The following is a 15985-nucleotide window of genomic DNA, read 5'->3' on the forward strand; positions in this document are numbered from 1 at the left end:
GCGTGTGACGGTGAATGAGGTGATCATGTGGCCGAGCCCGGCGTCCGTTCCGCCGACCCGCTCCACGGACCGGCCCGTACAGGTTCTACGGTGTTCCGATGACGTTCGAGCACAACCACAGCAGCGACAGCACGACCGACTTCCCCGGCCGCAGTGGCCCGGCGGCCACCTCGGAGGCCGAACCGGGTGAGGTGGGGACCGTCCGCACCTCGTACGCCCCCGACCGGGACGGTGACCCGGACCCGGGCGAGATCGTATGGACCTGGGTCCCGTACGAGGAGAACGACGGCAGGGGCAAGGACCGGCCGGTACTCGTGGTGGCCCGGGAGGAGAAGGGCACCCTTCTCGCCGTACAGCTGTCCAGCAAGCAGCACTACGGGGACCACGAGTGGGTGGCACTGGGCGCGGGCCCGTGGGACAGCTCGGGGCGGCCGTCCTGGGTGGATCTGGACCGGGTGCTGCGTGTGCACGAGGACGGGATGCGGCGTGAGGCCTGTGCGCTGGACCGGGGCAGGTACGACCTGGTCGTGGGGCGGCTGCGGGAGCGCTACGGCTGGAGCTGACCGCTGAACCCGCGGGTGAACGCCGCCCGGACGGCGGAGTCGGGGTCACGGTCCGGGACGCCGAGGACGATCTGTTCGAAGTGCCCGGCGAACCGCCCGCCGCCGGTGAGCAGGGCGCGGAAGGCGCCGGCCACCTCGGCGGGGTCGTTCATGAAGACGCCGCACCCCCACGCACCCAGCACGAGGCGCCGGTAGCCGTGCACGGCGGCGACTTCGAGCACCCGTTCGGCACGGCTCGCCAGTGCCGTGCGGATGCGCGGGACCAGCTCGGGGTCGCGGCGGCGGACGACTCCGGCGTTGGGTGCGGGTGAGGTGAGGAACCCCGCGAGGTACGGGGCTTCCAGCAGCCGTCCCCGGTCGTCGCGGAAGACGGGCACGCCCGGCGAGTGGATGACCCGGTCGGTGTAGAGGGCGCTCCGTTCGGCACGGTGGTGCGCGTAGAACTCCGGGGCGCGCAGCAGCGTGGCGTACAGCGCGGAGCCGCGGCACAGGGACTCCTCCTGGGCCTGCGCGCCGTTCAGGTAGCCGCCGCCGGGGTTGCGGGCGGAGGCGTAGTTCAGCACGGCGACCTTGCCCGCCCTCTCGCCCGTCATCCGGCGCGCCGCCTGCAGACTCGTCTCGGCGGTCACCTCGACGGCCGGGGTGCGGTCGGTGTCAGGGGCGGCCACGGGTACCGGCTCGGGGCCGTACAGCCGGGTGCCGGAGAGCGCCGTGGCCACGGCACGCTCGATCGACACCTCGCGCCCCTCGGGCGTGCGGTAGCGCCCGGCCAGGACGATGGACTCCGTCTCGCGGGCGATCCCGCGCAGCCGTGCGCTCATCGTCGCTCCCCCGTGGTGTGGTGCATACGGGGCATGCTGACCGTCCCGGCGGCATGGACGCAACCACATTTCCGTCGCCGGGGGCACCCTTGTGCGAACTCCCGGTAAGGGTTTGGGTGGGAAGGAAGCACTCTCTGGAGGAGGCCCAGCATGCCCCCGGACACTCTCGGTCAGCACGGCCCGCCCGTCGACGCGGCACCGCTCGGCGAGGAGGAGGCGGAGGATCTTCTCCGCGGCATATGTTTCAAAACGGGACCGCCCCGGACGGTCGGTGTGGAGCTGGAATGGCTCATCCACGACCGTGAACACCCCCAGGCCGCCGTCCCCCACGACCGACTGCGCGCCGCGGCCGACGCGGTGCGCGCGACCCCGCTCGACGCCGCGCTGACCTTCGAGCCCGGTGGCCAGCTGGAACTGAGCTCACAGCCCAAGGGCTCCCTGATGGAGTGCGTGGACGCCACGGCCGCGGACCTGGCCTCCGTGCGCCACACCCTGGACCGGTCGGGGCTGACCCTCGCAGGCATCGGGGTGGACCCCTGGAATCCGCCCCGTCGCCTGCTGCGTGAACCGCGTTACGACGCCATGGAGGCCGCGCTCGACCGTTCGGGTTCCGCCGGCCGCGCGATGATGTGCACCTCCGCCTCCGTCCAGGTCTGCCTGGACGCCGGTGAGGAGGAACCGGGCCCGCTGGGCTACGGACGGCGGTGGCAGCTCGGGCATCTGCTGGGCGCGGTGCTGGTGGCCGCGTTCGCCAATTCGCCGTTCCGGCAGGGGCGGCGCACCGGCTGGCAGTCGACCCGGCAGGCGCTGTGGGCGGATCTGGACCCGGCCAGGACGCTTGCGCCGCAGGGCCGCCTCGCACCCCGGGACGCCTGGGCCGCCCATGTACTCGCCACTCCCGTGATGTGTGTCCGCAACGACGACGGCCCGTGGGACGTGCCCGAGGCCCTCACCTTCCGGGACTGGATCCGTGGCGGAGGACCGCGGCCACCGGTGCGGGCCGACCTCGACTACCACCTAACCACCCTGTTCCCCCCGGTGCGCCCGCGCGGGCACCTGGAGCTGCGCATGATCGACGCCCAGTCCGGCACCGACGGCTGGCTGGTGCCCCTGGCCGTCACCACCGCGCTGTTCGACGACCCGGAGGCGGCGGAGACCGTGTACCGCACGGTGAAACCGCTGGCCGAGACAGCCGGCCTCCCTCCCGCCCCGCGCAACCCGCTGTGGACCGCTGCCGCCCGGGACGGTCTGCGTGATCCGGAGCTGGCCGCGGCGGCAGCGGCCTGCTTCATCACCGCGCTGGAGGCTCTGCCCAGGATGGGGGCCAGCGATCACGTCCTCGGGACGGTCGCCGCCTTCCACGAGCGCTACGTCGCCCGGGGCCGATGTCCGGCCGACGATCTTCCCGACCCGGCACAGGAGCCTCACGGAAAGGGCTTGGTCCGATGACTGACACACCCGCTCCGCACACCGGCCAGGAAACCGACGCGGAGAACCTGCGCGAGCGCGCCCTGGCCGCCCTCCTCACCGCGCGCGAGCGCACGGCTCTGCTCACCGACAGCGTCGACGACCACGAGCTCACCGCACAGCACTCCCCCCTGATGTCGCCCCTGGTCTGGGACCTCGCGCACATCGGCAACCAGGAGGAACTGTGGCTGCTGCGGGCCGTGGGCGGCCGTGAGGCGATGCGCCCCGAGATCGACGGGCTGTACGACGCCTTCGAGCACTCCCGGGCGAGCCGGCCCTCACTGCCGCTGCTGGCACCCGCGGAGGCGCGGACGTACGCCGCCGACGTACGGGGCCGGGCGCTGGACGTCCTCGGCGGCGCTCCGCTGCACGGCGGGGGCCGCCCGCTGGAGCGGGCGGGCTTCGCCTTCGGCATGGTCGCCCAGCACGAACAGCAGCACGACGAGACGATGCTGATCACACATCAGCTGCGGTCCGGACCGGCGGTGCTGAGCGCTCCGGAGCCTCCGGAGCCCACCGGTTCCGTCACGTTCCCCGCCGAAGTCCTGGTTCCCGGCGGTGCCTTCACCATGGGGACGTCCACGGAACCCTGGGCGCTGGACAACGAACGGCCGGCCCACCGGCGCGAGGTGGATGCCTTCCACATCGACACGGCCCCGGTCACGTGCGGCGCCTACCAGGCCTTCATCGAGGACGGCGGCTACACCGACGCACGCTGGTGGGCGCCGGAGGGCTGGGCGATGATCCGCGAACACGACCTGACGGCGCCCCTGTTCTGGCACCGCGACGCCGGGCAGTGGCTGCGGCGGCGCTTCGGGGTGACCGAACCGGTACGGGCGGACGAGCCGGTGCTCCATGTCAGCTGGTACGAGGCGGACGCCTACGCCCGCTGGGCCTGCCGGCGCCTGCCGACCGAGCCGGAGTGGGAGAAGGCGGCCCGCCACGACCCCGGTTCGGGGCGCTCCCTGCGCTACCCCTGGGGCGACGAGGACCCGACGCCCGAGCGGGCCAATCTGGGCCAGCGGCATCTGCGGCCCGCCGCCGCGGGTGCGTACGCGGCAGGCAGGTCCCCGGCGGGCGCGGGGCAGCTGATCGGCGATGTGTGGGAATGGACGTCGAGCGACTTCCTGCCCTATCCCGGCTTCGTGGCGTTCCCCTACCGCGAGTACTCGGAGGTGTTCTTCGGCCCCGGGCACAAGGTGCTGCGCGGCGGTTCGTTCGCCGTGGACCCCGTCGCCTGCCGTGGCACGTTCCGCAACTGGGACCTCCCGGTACGGCGGCAGATCTTCTCCGGTTTCCGCACGGCGAGGGATGCCTGATGTGCCGTCATATCGCGTATCTGGGGCCCTCCGTGCCCCTGGGAGAGCTGCTCGTCTCCCCCGCTCACGGACTCGTGCGCCAGTCCTGGGAACCCCGGCGTCAGCGGCACGGCACCGTCAACGCCGACGGTTTCGGGGTCGGCTGGTACGCGGAGGGTGACCCCGTGCCGGGCCGCTACCGCAGGAGCGGGCCGGTCTGGGGCGACGAGACCTTCGCGGACCTGTCCCGCGTGGTGCGCAGCACGGCGCTGCTCGCCGCCGTCCGCGACGCGACCTTCGCCGGGGCGGACGGAGAGGCCGCTGCCGCCCCCTTCGCCGAGGGACGTCTGCTGTTCAGCCACAACGGCGCGGTCCGGGGCTGGCCCGGTTCCCTTGCGCCGCTGGCGGAGGGGCTGCCGCCGGAGCGGCTGCTCTCCCTGGCTGCGCGGAGCGATTCGGCCCTGCTCTGGGCGCTGGTGCTGCACCGCACGGCGCAGGGTGACGAGATAGGGCAGGCGGTCGCCGACACCGTTCTCGACGTCGGCGCCGCCGCCCCGGGCTCACGCCTCAATCTGCTGCTCACGGATGGTTCCACCATCGTCGCGACCACGTGGGGCGACTCCCTCTGGTACCTCCACGAACCGGGCCGCCGCACGGTGGTGGCCTCGGAGCCGTACGACGACGATCCGTACTGGCGCGAGGTCCCGGACCGCACCCTGCTCGCCGCGACACGCACCGATGTCCTGCTGACCCCGCTCAAGGAGCCCACCGCGTGAGTCCCTTCCTGCTGACCCGCACCCTGCCCGCGGACGCGACGGACGCGGCGCTGCGCGCCGACGTGCTGAGCGGTCTGACGCGGCAGCCGAAGACGCTGCCGCCCAAGTGGTTCTACGACGCGCGTGGCAGCGACCTCTTCGAGGAGATCACCCGGCTGGACGAGTACTACCCGACGCGTGCCGAGCGGGAGATCCTGATCGCCCGTGCCGGTGAGATCGCCGCCGCGTCCGGGGCCCGGACCCTGATCGAGCTGGGTTCGGGTTCGTCGGAGAAGACCCGGCATCTGCTGGACGCCCTGCCGGCGCTGCACACGTACGTGCCGGTCGACGTCAGCGAGAGTGCCCTCGCGGGCGCTGCGGAGGCCCTGCTGGCCGAACGGCCGGAGCTGTCCGTGCACGCGCTCGTCGCCGATTTCACCCATGCCCTGGACCTGCCGGAGAGCCCCGGTCCTCGGCTCGTGGTGTTCCTCGGCGGGACGCTGGGCAACCTGCTTCCCGCGGAGCGTGCCGAGTTCCTGCGGTCCGTGCGCGCGCGGCTGGCGCCCGGGGACGGCCTGCTGCTCGGCACGGACCTGGTCAAGGACGAGGCGACTCTCGTCGCGGCGTACGACGACGCGGACGGGGTGACGGCCGCGTTCAACAAGAACGTCCTGGCGGTGGTGAACCGCGAGCTGGGGGCGGACTTCCCGCTCGACGACTTCGCCCATGTCGCGCTCTGGGACCAGGACGACGAGTGGATCGAGATGCGGCTGCGGGCCCGCCGGGCCCTGACGGTCAAGATCCGGGAGCTGGACCTCGTGGTGCAGTTCGAGGAGGGCGAGGAACTCCGCACGGAGATCTCGGCGAAGTTCCGTGAGCGGAAGGTGCGGGAGGAACTGGCCGCGGCGGGTCTGCGGCTGGATCAGTGGTGGACGGACGAGGCGGGCAGGTTCGCGCTGTCCCTGGCGACGGCCGACTGAGCCGCCCGCGCCAGTGCCCGCCTGCCGGTTCCACGGCCGGCGGGCACCGGCGGCAGGATCCGGATCTCGGCGGTGAGCCCGGCGGCGGTGACCACGCGCCACAGCGAGACGGCGAGCGGGTCGTCCCCGACGAACGCGGCGGCTCCCGCCGTGTCCGTCCCCGCCGTCCGGTAGCTGATGCGGACGGGGCGGACGGCGGCTCCGGCGTCGATCGCCGCCTGGAAGGCGGCGGGTCTGAATCTGCCGCCCCCGCCGCGGCCGCACCAGGTACTGCCCTGCGGGAACACCGCGACCCGTGATCCGGAGGCCAGTGCCCCGGCAAGGGCCCGCACCGCGTCGGGCAGCGCCCGCAGCCGGTCCCGCTCGATGAACAGCGTGCCGCCGAGCGCGGCGAACGGCCCGAGCAGGGGCCATGTGCGTATCTCGCTCTTGGCGACCATCCGGGCGGGCAGCACGGCAGCCACGAGGGGGATGTCCAGCCATGAGACGTGGTTGGCGACCACGAGCTCGCCCGTCCGCGGCCGTGTGGGTTCCACGGGCACCCCGGTGACACGTATGCGTACCCCGAAGGCGCGTACCACCGCGTACGCCCAGCGGCGGGTCAGCCGGTCCCGGCGGGCGGGTGCCAGGAGCAGCACACCGGGCACGGACAGCACCCCGAGGAAGGTGAGTGCGCAGCCGGCGAGCAGCAGGGCCGTCGCCGGCAGCGGGGCACGCCTCGCTCCCTCGTGGTGCGCGCAGTCGCGTGGGGTGCAGGGGGCGACAGGCAGCCAGGCGCTCATCGCAGCGGGGCCAGCGAGAGGAAGTGGCGCAGGTAGCGCGGGTCGGTGCGGCGCATCGAGAGCAGGACGTAGAGGTCCGCGACGCCGAAGTCCGGGTCGTGTGCGGGGGCGCCGCAGACCCAGGCTCCCAGGCGCAGGTAGCCGCGCAGCAGCGGCGGCAGCTCGGTGCGCCCGCCGGCGCCGCCACCGGGGTGACCGGTGGTGTCCCAGAGCCGGTGGGGCGTGACCCAGTACTCCTCGGGTGCCAGGTTGTGGGCGCGTACGGTGTCCCAGCTCCGGGCGGCGAGCGCTCCTCCGTCGGCGAGGGGTACGGAGCAGCAGCCGGCCAGCCATGTGTGGCCGGTGCGCTCCATGTAGCGGGCGAGTCCGGCCCAGATCAGGGCGATGACGGCTCCGTCCCGGTGGGCGGGGTGGACGCAGGACCTCCCCACCTCGACCAGGTCGTCCCGGATCGGGGCGAGCCGTGCGAGATCGAACTCACCCTCCGCGTAGAGGCCCCCCGCGCGCCTGGCCCCTTCGGGCGGCAGCAGCCGGTAGGTGGCGACGACCTCGTCGGTGGCCACCTCGCGTACCAGCAGGTGATCGCAGTGGGCGTCGAAGGCGTCGCTGTCCAGGCCGGGTTCGGCGCTGTCGAGCCGGGCGCCGAGCTCACCGGCGAAGACCAGGTGCCGAAGTCGCTGGGCGGCGCGTACGTCGTCCTGGCAGGTGGCCAGGGCGACCCGGTACCCCGAGGGGGCGGTGGCCCGGCGGGACGCGGGCACGCCGGCGGTTGCGGGGGTGGGAGAGGGGAGGGGCAGCACGGTCATGGCGGTCTCCGGGGACGGATCGGCAGCGGCTGCCGGGCTGCCGCGGGAGTACGACGACCCGGTCCTCTACTTCTTCCGTGACCGGCTTGATTCGACATGACCGCCGTGGAGCGAGCGGATGTGCGACGGCTGAATCCCCGGCTCGCCCGGTGTGCGGCCCCTCGCCGTCAGCCGGTGGTCAGTTTCGCGCTGATGCGGTCGGACGCCTCCTTGGCCTCTTCCGCGGGGTCGCCGCCCTCCAGCACCGCCGTCATGTAGGGCTTGATCGGGTTGTCCGCCTCGACAGCCGGCCAGTACGGCGAATTGGGGGTGGCGCGGCCCTCGGTGGCGCCCTGGGCCATCGCGGAGGTCCCTTCCTGCCCTTCGACGACGCCGGCGAGGGCGGGCTTGTTCGGTACGTAGCTCATGGCCCGGGCGAGTTCGGTCTGCCACTCCTCCCCCGCGAGGGCCTTGACGACCTCGACGCCCTCGCTCCGCTGGTCGGCGCCTTCCGGCACGATCAGGTCGGACCCTCCGGTGAAGACGGCGCCCGGCTTCTTCGCGCTCTTGCCGGGGATGGGGAAGTAGCCGAGCTTTCCCTTGAGTTCGGGGTTCTGCTGCTCGATGAGTGCGGCGCTCCCGGGTACGGAGATGATCTGGGCGACCGCGCCCTCGGCGAAGACATCCGTCTCCGGGGGCGTCTGCTCGTCGGCGTCCCGGGGTCCGTCGCCGAGACCCTGGAGTGTCTTGTAGAAGTCCATGCCCCGCAGAGCGGCGGGCGAGTCGAGCGCGCCCTTCCAGTCACCGCCGCTGTCGTCGGCCAGTTCACCGCCCTCGTCCCAGATGAAGCCGGCGAGTACGTACCAGTTCTGCCCGGCGAGGTAGATGCCCTGCTGACCGGTGGTGTTCAGTCTCTCCGTGACTTCCACCCACTCCTCACGCGTGGTGGGGAGTTCGGTGATCCCCGCCTGCTCGAAGAGGTCCTTGTTGTAGATCACCACGCGGTTGGCCGCGTACCAGGGGATTCCGTACTGCGCGCCGTTGACCTTGCCCGGCTCGGCGAGTCCCGGCAGCCAGTCCTCGCCGCCCAGGTCACGCAGCGACTCCAGGGTGAGATCGCGCAGTTGGCCGCTCTCCGCGTACTGGGCGACCTGGGTGTTGCCGACTTCGATGACGTCCGGGGCGTCGTCGCCGTCCAGTGCCTTCAGCACCTTGGGACCGATGCCGCCCCATTCCTGCAGAACGAACTCCAGTTCGACAGAGGGATGCTCGGCTTCGTAGGACTCCTTGAAGCGGTCGAGGAAGCCCTGGGAGGCGCTGCCCTTCATCAGCCAAACCGTCACCGTGCTGCTGTCGGCACCCGAGCCGGGAAGGTAGCCGCAGCCGCTCAGCGCGACGGAGGAAACGAGCGCGACGGCTCCGGCCAGTATGCGGATCTTCACGGGGGCCACCTTCTGCGAAACGGCACGACGGAATGACAGGACCCGGGTGGGGGGACTGCGGGCGGCGCTCGCACGGGCGTATGGACGGGAGTTTGGTATGGACCAATCGGCAGGTCAAGACCTGTCCGGGTCATGGATCGCCGGTCCCGGGTCGCGGGCCGGAAGGCCGACACCTCGCGCCCGGACCTGGAGTGAGGCACCGTGGAATCACGAAAGGGGACATTAAATGTCTAATCACACCTACCGGGTCACCGAGATCGTAGGAACCTCCGAGGAGGGCATTGACGCGGCGATCCGGAACGGCGTCGCCAGAGCCTCGGAAACGTTGCACAATCTCGACTGGTTCGAGATGACACAGGTGCGCGGCCATATCGAGGACGGGCGGATCGCCCACTACCAGGTGGGGCTCAAGGTCGGCTTCCGACTCGACGAGAACGCCTGAGCGGGACCGCCGGGCCGGAACCGGGACCGCCGGACGGGAACCGGCACCGTGGAGGAGCCGGCAGGGGCCTGACCGGACCCCTCAGGTACGCCCCTCACGCTCCTGGGCGTCCTTCATCGACGGCGCGGTGACGGCCCACCGGGCCCGTACGACGCGGAAGCCGGCCCGCTCGGCCGCATCGCACACCAGTTCGTCGTCGTCGACGAGCACCCGCACCTCGCGTCGCCGGGCCAGTCGCTCCAGGGTCTCCACCTTGGTGCGGCGGGCCGGACGACGGTCACCGTCCCGCCGCATGTGGACACTGCCGCTCGGCAGCCCGTGCGATGCGAGCCAGGCCAGGGTGTCCTTGCGGCACCTCTCGGGCCGGCCGGTCAGATAGACGACCTCGCACTCCTCGGCGTGCGCCCTGAGCAGGCTCACGCCTTCCGTCAGCGGTGGGTCCTGGGGCGCCGCTGAGAAGAACGCGTCCCAGTCACGCCCCGAACCTTCGAGGAAGTGCTGCCGGTGGCCGCTGTCGGCCAGCGTCCCGTCGAGGTCGAACACGGCCAGTGGACGCCTGTCGTCGTTCATCGCACCCACCCTAAGGGCTGTCCCGTAATCCCTGGCGGGCGCACCACGGATTGCGGGACAGCCCTTAGAGGCGCCGCGCGGCCACGGGCAGCCGGGTGCCCGTGGCGGGTCCACAGCCTTTCAACGTCCGAGTGCCTTGCGCAGCTGGTCCTTGTTCATCGACGAGCGGCCTTCCACGTTGCGCTTCCTGGCCTCCTCGTACAGCTGATCCTTCGTCGGCCCTTGTGCTCCCTCGTGGGAACGCCGACCGCCGCGTTCGGAAGCCGACTTGGGGTCCCGGAGCGACGCCGGGCTCGCGGTCCTGGACTCCCCCGAGCGCGCCCGCTCCTTGTTGACGGTGCGCGCCGCGATCTCCTCCGCACGCTTCGTCGACGTACCGCGCTTCTCCGCACCCTCCTTGATGTGCTCGTACTGGCGTTCCCGCTTGGAGCTTGATCCTGCCGGCATCGCGTCTCTCCTCACTGTCGGACGGCGGTGACGCACCGCCGCACCCACCACCCCACACCCTGGCGCCTACGCACGCCGGGCGGGAGGCCCGAACGGGGCAGGGCGCGCCGCCGGGCCGGTCGCGGGGCGTGACCGTTCGAGATGCAGGCGGGCCCTCGCGCTGTTTCGCTGAGGGGGTCCGCTCCCCCACTGATGCAGGAGTGATCATGAGCGTTGCAGGTGAGTCCGGCGGCCGTGTACGGCAGCTGCGAGCCAAGGCGCAGGAACTGAACGAGGCCGCGGAACGCGCCACCGATCCCGAGCAGCGGCAGCGGCTCCAGGACAAGGCCCGCCGGCTGCGGGAGCAGAGCGAGCAGGAGAGCTCCATGAACGACCGCGGCATGGACCCGATGGTGTAGGCCCGGACCACGCTGCCGGTGGTTCTCACCTGTGCGGGAGGATCACCGGCAGAAGCATGCCCACCCCACCGATCCCCACGGAGCCGTACCGCCGATGTCCACCCCCCATGATCCGTACGTACGGGTGCGCGGCGCGCGCGAACACAACCTCCGCGACGTGGACGTCGACATCCCGCGCGACACGCTCGCGGTCTTCACCGGCGTCTCGGGCTCGGGAAAGTCCTCCCTGGCCTTCGGAACGATCTACGCGGAGGCCCAGCGCCGCTATTTCGAGTCCGTCGCCCCGTACGCGCGCCGGCTGATCCACCAGGTCGGGGCACCCGACGTCGGTGAGATCACCGGTCTGCCGCCCGCCGTGTCGCTGGAGCAGCGCCGGTCGGCGCCCGGAGCGCGCTCCTCGGTGGGCACGGTCACCACGCTGTCCAACTCCCTGCGCATGCTCCTCTCCCGTGCCGGTGACTACCCGCCCGGTGCGGAGCGGCTCGACTCCGACGCCTTCTCGCCGAACACGGCGGCCGGCGCGTGCCCCGAGTGCCACGGCCTGGGGCTGATCCACCGCACCACCGAGGAACTGCTCGTACCGGACCCGTCGTTGTCCGTCCGGGACGGCGCGATCGCGGCCTGGCCCGGGGCCTGGCAGGGCAAGAACCTGCGCGATGTGCTGGACGCCCTCGGGTACGACATCGAGCGTCCGTGGCGGGAGCTGGAGCCCGCTGACCGCGAGTGGATCCTGTTCACCGACGAGCAGCCGGTGGTGACGGTCCACCCGGTGCGTGACGCGGGCCGGATCCAACGCCCCTACCAGGGCACGTACATGAGCGCCCGGCGCCATGTGATGCACACGTTCGCGGACTCCCGGAGCCGGACACTGAGAGCGAAGGTGGAGCGCTTCCTGACGAGCGCACCCTGTCCGGTGTGCGGGGGCGGCAGACTGCGGCGGGAGGCGCTGGCGGTCACCTTCGCCGGCCGCACGATCGCCGACCTCGTGGCGCTCCCGCTGACGTCCCTCACCGAGGTGCTGCTGGAGTCGGGCGGGGGCAGCGACACCGCGCGCGTGCTGACGGCCGACCTGCTGGCCAGGATCGAGCCGGTGACGGAGCTGGGGCTCGGCTACCTCAGCCTCGACCGGACGGCCCCCACGCTGTCCTCGGGCGAGCTGCAGCGGCTGCGGCTCGCCACCCAGCTGCGGTCGGGGCTGTTCGGTGTCGTCTACGTGCTGGACGAGCCGTCGGCGGGCCTCCACCCGGCCGACACGGAGTCGCTGCTCGGCGTCCTCGGCAGGCTCAAGGAGGCGGGGAACTCGGTGTTCGTGGTGGAGCATCAGATGGATGTGGTGCGGCAGGCCGACTGGCTGGTGGACGTGGGCCCGCTGGCCGGCGAGCACGGGGGCCGGGTCCTGCACAGCGGGCCTCCGGCGGACCTCGCCGGGGTGGCCGGGTCCGCGACACGGCGGTTCCTCTTCGACGAGGACCCGGCGCCGGCACGCGAGCCGCGCGAGCCGTCAGGGTGGATCACCCTCGGCGGGGTGGACCTGCACAACGTGCGCGGTGTCGACGCCGTCTTCCCGCTGGGGGTGCTGACGGCGGTCACCGGTGTGTCGGGATCCGGCAAGTCCACCCTCGTCGGACAGGTCCTGGCCGGCGTGCTCGCCGACCGGCGGTCCGCCGAGTCCGCGACGGCGCCGGTGACGCGGGGCTGCGCGTCGGCGCAGGGCCTGGACGCGGTGGACCGCCTCGTACAGGTCGACCAGCGGCCCATCGGCCGTACGCCCCGCTCCAACCTGGCCACCTACACGGGTCTGTTCGACGTCGTACGCAAGCTCTTCGCGGAGACGGAGACGGCACGGGCCCGGAAGTACCGGGCGGGCAGGTTCTCGTTCAATGTGGCGGGCGGGCGGTGCGAGACCTGCCAGGGCGAGGGGTTCGTCTCGGTCGAGCTGCTCTTCCTGCCCAGTACGTACACACCCTGCCCGGACTGTCACGGTGCGCGCTACAACCCGGCGACCCTGGAGGTCACCTTGCGCGGTCTCACGATCGCCGAGGTGCTGGACCTGACGGTGGAGGCGGCGGCCGGCTTCCTGGCGGGGACCCCGGCGGCCGAGCGCAGTCTGCGTGCCCTGCTCGACGTCGGGCTCGGCTATCTGCGCCTGGGGCAGCCGGCGACGGAGCTGTCGGGCGGTGAGGCGCAGCGGATCAAGCTCGCCACGGAGCTCCAGCGCGCCCGCCGGGGGCACACCCTCTATCTGCTGGACGAGCCGACGACGGGCCTGCACCCCGCCGATGTGGAGGTGCTGATGCGGCAGTTGCACGGCCTGGTGGACGCGGGGAACTCGGTGGTGGTCGTGGAGCACGACATGGCGGTGGTGGCCGGTGCGGACCGGGTCCTCGACATGGGGCCAGGAGGCGGGGACCGGGGCGGGCGGATCGTCGCCACCGGCACGCCGCGGGAGGTCGCACGCGCGGCGGGGAGCCGTACGGCCGCTTACCTGGCGAAGGCGTTGCGGACGGGCTGACTCCCCGCGACGGGCGGCCGGTTCAGCGGCGCACCTTGCGGTTGGCGCGCAGCCACTCCTTGTTCATCGCGGTGATCGAGGGCAGCGGGATGCCCTTGGGGCAGGCCGTGGCGCATTCACCGGTCAGGGTGCAGCCGCCGAACCCCTCGTCGTCCATGGTGGCGACCATGTCGAGCACCCGGGTCTCCCGCTCGGGCGCGCCCTGGGGAAGAACGTTGAGGTGGTTGATCTTGGCCGAGGTGAAGAGCATCGCCGAGCCGTTCGGGCAGGCGGCCACACAGGCGCCGCAGCCGATGCACTCGGCGTGCTCGAAGGCCGAGTCCGCGTCCGGCTTGGGCACCGGGGTGGCGTGCGCGTCGGGCGCGGTGCCGGTGGGCGCAGAGATGTATCCGCCGGCCTGGATGATCCTGTCGAAGGAGGAGCGGTCGACGACGAGGTCCTTGACGACCGGGAAGGCCGAGGCGCGCCACGGTTCGATGTCGATCGTGTCGCCGTCGTCGAAGGACCGCATGTGGAGCTGGCAGGTGGTGGTCCGCTCCGGGCCGTGGGCGTCGCCGTTGATGACGAGGCTGCACGCGCCGCAGATGCCTTCGCGGCAGTCGTGGTCGAAGGCGACGGGCTCGTCCCCGCCGAGGATGAGTTCCTCGTTGAGGGTGTCGAGCATCTCCAGGAACGACATGTCCTGGGAGATGCCGTCGACTTCGTAGGTGGCCATGGCGCCGGGCGCCTCGGCGTTCTGCTGGCGCCAGACGCGCAGGGTGAGCTTCATGCGTAGCTCCGCTGGGTGGGGTGGACGTACTCGAAGACGAGGTCTTCCTTGTGCAGGACGGGGGCGTCGCCGGTGCCGCTGAACTCCCAGGCCGCGGCGTAGGAGAACTCCTCGTCCCGGCGGGCGGCCTCGCCCTCCGGGGTCTGCGACTCCTCGCGGAAGTGGCCGCCGCAGGATTCGGCGCGGTGCAGCGCGTCGAGGCACATGAGCTCGGCGAGCTCCAGGTAGTCGACGACGCGGTTGGCCTTCTCCAGCGACTGGTTGAACTGCTCTCCGGTGCCGGGCACCTTGATGCGGCGCCAGAACTCCTCGCGGATCTGCGGGATCCGGTCGAGGGCCTTGCGGAGCCCTTCCTCGGTGCGGGCCATCCCGCAGAACTCCCACATGAGCTCACCGATCTCACGGTGGAAGGAGTCCGGGGTGCGGTCCCCGTCGACCGCGAGCAGGAGGTTCAGCCTGTCCTCGGTCTCGGCGACGGCCTCGGCGACGGCCGGGTGGCCGGCGTCGATCTCCTCGGTGTGCGGGTTGCGGGCCAGGTAGTCGTTGATGGTCGACGGCAGGACGAAGTAGCCGTCGGCGAGTCCCTGCATCAGCGCGGAGGCGCCGAGGCGGTTGGCCCCGTGGTCGGAGAAGTTCGCCTCGCCGATGGCGAAGAGGCCCGGGACGGTGGTCTGGAGGTCGTAGTCGACCCACAGGCCGCCCATCGTGTAGTGGACGGCGGGGTAGATCCGCATGGGCGTCTCGTACGGGTCCTCCGCGGTGATGCGGGCGTACATGTCGAAGAGGTTGCCGTACTTCTCCTCGACCTTCTTCCTGCCCATGCGCTCGATGGCCTCCGCGAAGTCGAGGTAGACGCCCTGGCCGCCGGGCCCGACGCCGCGCCCCTCGTCGCAGACGTTCTTCGCCGCGCGGGAGGCGATGTCGCGGGGCACGAGGTTGCCGAAGGCCGGGTAGACGCGCTCCAGGTAGTAGTCCCGCTCGTCCTCGGGGATCCGGTTCGCGGGCCGGTCGTCGCCCTTGGCCTTCGGCACCCAGATGCGTCCGTCGTTGCGCAGCGACTCACTCATCAGCGTCAGCTTCGACTGGTGGTCGCCGGTACGCGGGATGCACGTCGGGTGGATCTGGGTGAAGCAGGGGTTCGCGAACCAGGCGCCGCGGCGGTGGGCGCGCCAGATCGCGGTGGCGTTGGAGTTCATGGCGTTCGTCGACAGGTAGAAGACGTTGCCGTAGCCGCCGCTGGCCAGGACGACCGCGTCGGCGAAGTAGGTGTCGATCTTCCCGGTGACGAGGTCGCGGGCCACGATGCCGCGGGCCTTGCCGTCGACGACGACCAGGTCGAGCATCTCGGTGCGGGAGTGCAGCTCGACGTTGCCCGCGGCGATCTGGCGGGACAGCGCCTGGTAGGCGCCGAGGAGGAGCTGCTGCCCCGTCTGGCCACGGGCGTAGAAGGTGCGGGACACCTGGACGCCGCCGAAGGACCGGTTGTCGAGGAGGCCGCCGTACTCGCGGGCGAAGGGGACGCCCTGGGCGACGCACTGGTCGATGATCTCCACGGAGATCTCGGCGAGGCGGTGCACGTTCGACTCGCGGGCCCGGAAGTCGCCGCCCTTGACGGTGTCGTAGAAGAGGCGGTGCACCGAGTCACCGTCGTTGCGGTAGTTCTTGGCGGCGTTGATGCCGCCCTGCGCGGCGACGGAGTGGGCGCGCCGTGGCGAGTCCTGGAAGCAGAACTGGACGACGTGGTAGCCCTGTTCGGCGAGCGTGGCACCGGCGGAGCCGCCGGCCAGGCCGGTACCGACCACGATCACGGTGTGCTTGCGGCGGTTGGCCGGGTTGACGAGCTTCGCCTCGAAGCGGCGGGTGTCCCAGCGTTCGGCGACGGGCCCCGTGGGCGCCTTGGCGTCGACGACGGGCTCACCGGTGCGGTACTGCGTGTAGTCGTTCAGGTCGGGCA

At 71.8% G+C, this 15985-nt stretch carries 16 protein-coding genes; 8 read left to right on the forward strand and 8 right to left on the reverse strand.

Annotated features, from left to right (window positions below; translation table 11 throughout):
* Positions 1-98 precede the first annotated feature (98 nt).
* On the forward strand, positions 99-563 hold the full coding sequence (locus P8A20_RS02060) for a type II toxin-antitoxin system PemK/MazF family toxin (RefSeq protein ID WP_306102721.1): 465 nt from the start codon (positions 99-101) through the stop codon (positions 561-563).
* Here the strand turns inward: P8A20_RS02060 and P8A20_RS02065 are convergent.
* Positions 548-1384, reverse strand: a complete 837-nt coding sequence (locus tag P8A20_RS02065) for a TIGR02452 family protein (protein WP_306102722.1) — start codon at positions 1382-1384, stop codon at positions 548-550. The two genes, P8A20_RS02060 and P8A20_RS02065, sit on opposite strands and share 16 nt — an antisense overlap.
* A 150-nt stretch (positions 1385-1534) precedes the next feature.
* On the opposite strand from P8A20_RS02065, the gene egtA reads away from it, so the two are divergent.
* From egtA to egtD, 4 genes are read left to right on the forward strand one after another with little or no spacing between them, the layout of a single operon-like run.
* Positions 1535-2833 (forward strand): ergothioneine biosynthesis glutamate--cysteine ligase EgtA, encoded by a 1299-nt coding sequence (egtA, locus tag P8A20_RS02070; RefSeq protein ID WP_306102723.1) that lies wholly within the window; start codon positions 1535-1537, stop codon positions 2831-2833.
* Positions 2830-4170: an ergothioneine biosynthesis protein EgtB gene (egtB, locus tag P8A20_RS02075; protein ID WP_306102724.1), complete on the forward strand. Its 1341-nt coding sequence runs from the start codon at positions 2830-2832 to the stop codon at positions 4168-4170. The genes egtA and egtB overlap by 4 nt, the downstream gene beginning before the upstream one ends.
* The gene (gene egtC, locus P8A20_RS02080; RefSeq protein WP_306102725.1) at positions 4170-4925 is read left to right on the forward strand and encodes an ergothioneine biosynthesis protein EgtC; all 756 of its coding nucleotides are present in this window, start codon (positions 4170-4172) and stop codon (positions 4923-4925) included. Before egtB ends, egtC begins: the two co-directional genes overlap by 1 nt.
* The gene (gene egtD / locus P8A20_RS02085) at positions 4922-5884 is read left to right on the forward strand and encodes an L-histidine N(alpha)-methyltransferase (protein ID WP_147960981.1); all 963 of its coding nucleotides are present in this window, start codon (positions 4922-4924) and stop codon (positions 5882-5884) included. Before egtC ends, egtD begins: the two co-directional genes overlap by 4 nt.
* Here egtD and P8A20_RS02090 read toward each other — a convergent pair.
* From P8A20_RS02090 to P8A20_RS02100, 3 genes are all read right to left on the reverse strand, one after another.
* The gene (locus P8A20_RS02090; RefSeq protein ID WP_306102726.1) at positions 5827-6666 is read right to left on the reverse strand and encodes a lysophospholipid acyltransferase family protein; all 840 of its coding nucleotides are present in this window, start codon (positions 6664-6666) and stop codon (positions 5827-5829) included. The two genes, egtD and P8A20_RS02090, sit on opposite strands and share 58 nt — an antisense overlap.
* A complete protein-coding gene (locus P8A20_RS02095) occupies positions 6663-7472 on the reverse strand; it encodes a GNAT family N-acetyltransferase (protein WP_306102727.1) in 810 nt (269 codons plus the stop codon). The genes P8A20_RS02090 and P8A20_RS02095 overlap by 4 nt, the downstream gene beginning before the upstream one ends.
* A 167-nt stretch (positions 7473-7639) precedes the next feature.
* Positions 7640-8893, reverse strand: a complete 1254-nt coding sequence (locus tag P8A20_RS02100; RefSeq protein ID WP_147960979.1) for an extracellular solute-binding protein — start codon at positions 8891-8893, stop codon at positions 7640-7642.
* Between the two features lie 226 nt (positions 8894-9119).
* On the opposite strand from P8A20_RS02100, the gene P8A20_RS02105 reads away from it, so the two are divergent.
* Positions 9120-9335 (forward strand): dodecin, encoded by a 216-nt coding sequence (locus tag P8A20_RS02105; protein ID WP_147960978.1) that lies wholly within the window; start codon positions 9120-9122, stop codon positions 9333-9335.
* Between the two features lie 81 nt (positions 9336-9416).
* On the opposite strand, the gene P8A20_RS02110 is transcribed toward P8A20_RS02105, so the two are convergent.
* The gene (locus P8A20_RS02110; protein WP_222723365.1) at positions 9417-9905 is read right to left on the reverse strand and encodes a phosphatase domain-containing protein; all 489 of its coding nucleotides are present in this window, start codon (positions 9903-9905) and stop codon (positions 9417-9419) included.
* Between the two features lie 120 nt (positions 9906-10025).
* On the reverse strand, positions 10026-10352 hold the full coding sequence (locus P8A20_RS02115) for a plasmid stabilization protein (protein ID WP_147960977.1): 327 nt from the start codon (positions 10350-10352) through the stop codon (positions 10026-10028).
* Between the two features lie 206 nt (positions 10353-10558).
* Here P8A20_RS02115 and P8A20_RS02120 point away from each other — a divergent pair, with 206 nt between their 5' ends.
* Together P8A20_RS02120 and P8A20_RS02125 are read left to right on the forward strand one after the other, a co-directional pair.
* Positions 10559-10750 carry a DUF6381 family protein gene (locus tag P8A20_RS02120; RefSeq protein WP_147960976.1) on the forward strand — a complete coding sequence of 64 codons (192 nt, stop codon included), beginning with the start codon at positions 10559-10561 and terminating at the stop codon, positions 10748-10750.
* Positions 10751-10844: 94 nt separating this feature from the next.
* A complete protein-coding gene (locus P8A20_RS02125; RefSeq protein WP_306102728.1) occupies positions 10845-13262 on the forward strand; it encodes an excinuclease ABC subunit UvrA in 2418 nt (805 codons plus the stop codon).
* Between the two features lie 22 nt (positions 13263-13284).
* Here the strand turns inward: P8A20_RS02125 and P8A20_RS02130 are convergent, their stop codons facing one another.
* Together P8A20_RS02130 and P8A20_RS02135 are read right to left on the reverse strand one after the other, a co-directional pair.
* The gene (locus P8A20_RS02130; RefSeq protein WP_147960974.1) at positions 13285-14031 is read right to left on the reverse strand and encodes a succinate dehydrogenase/fumarate reductase iron-sulfur subunit; all 747 of its coding nucleotides are present in this window, start codon (positions 14029-14031) and stop codon (positions 13285-13287) included.
* The gene (locus tag P8A20_RS02135) at positions 14028-15977 is read right to left on the reverse strand and encodes a fumarate reductase/succinate dehydrogenase flavoprotein subunit (protein ID WP_187282230.1); all 1950 of its coding nucleotides are present in this window, start codon (positions 15975-15977) and stop codon (positions 14028-14030) included. Before P8A20_RS02135 ends, P8A20_RS02130 begins: the two co-directional genes overlap by 4 nt.
* Positions 15978-15985: the final 8 nt, after the last annotated feature.

This window comes from Streptomyces sp. Alt3 (assembly GCF_030719215.1).
Classification (GTDB): domain Bacteria; phylum Actinomycetota; class Actinomycetes; order Streptomycetales; family Streptomycetaceae; genus Streptomyces; species Streptomyces glycanivorans.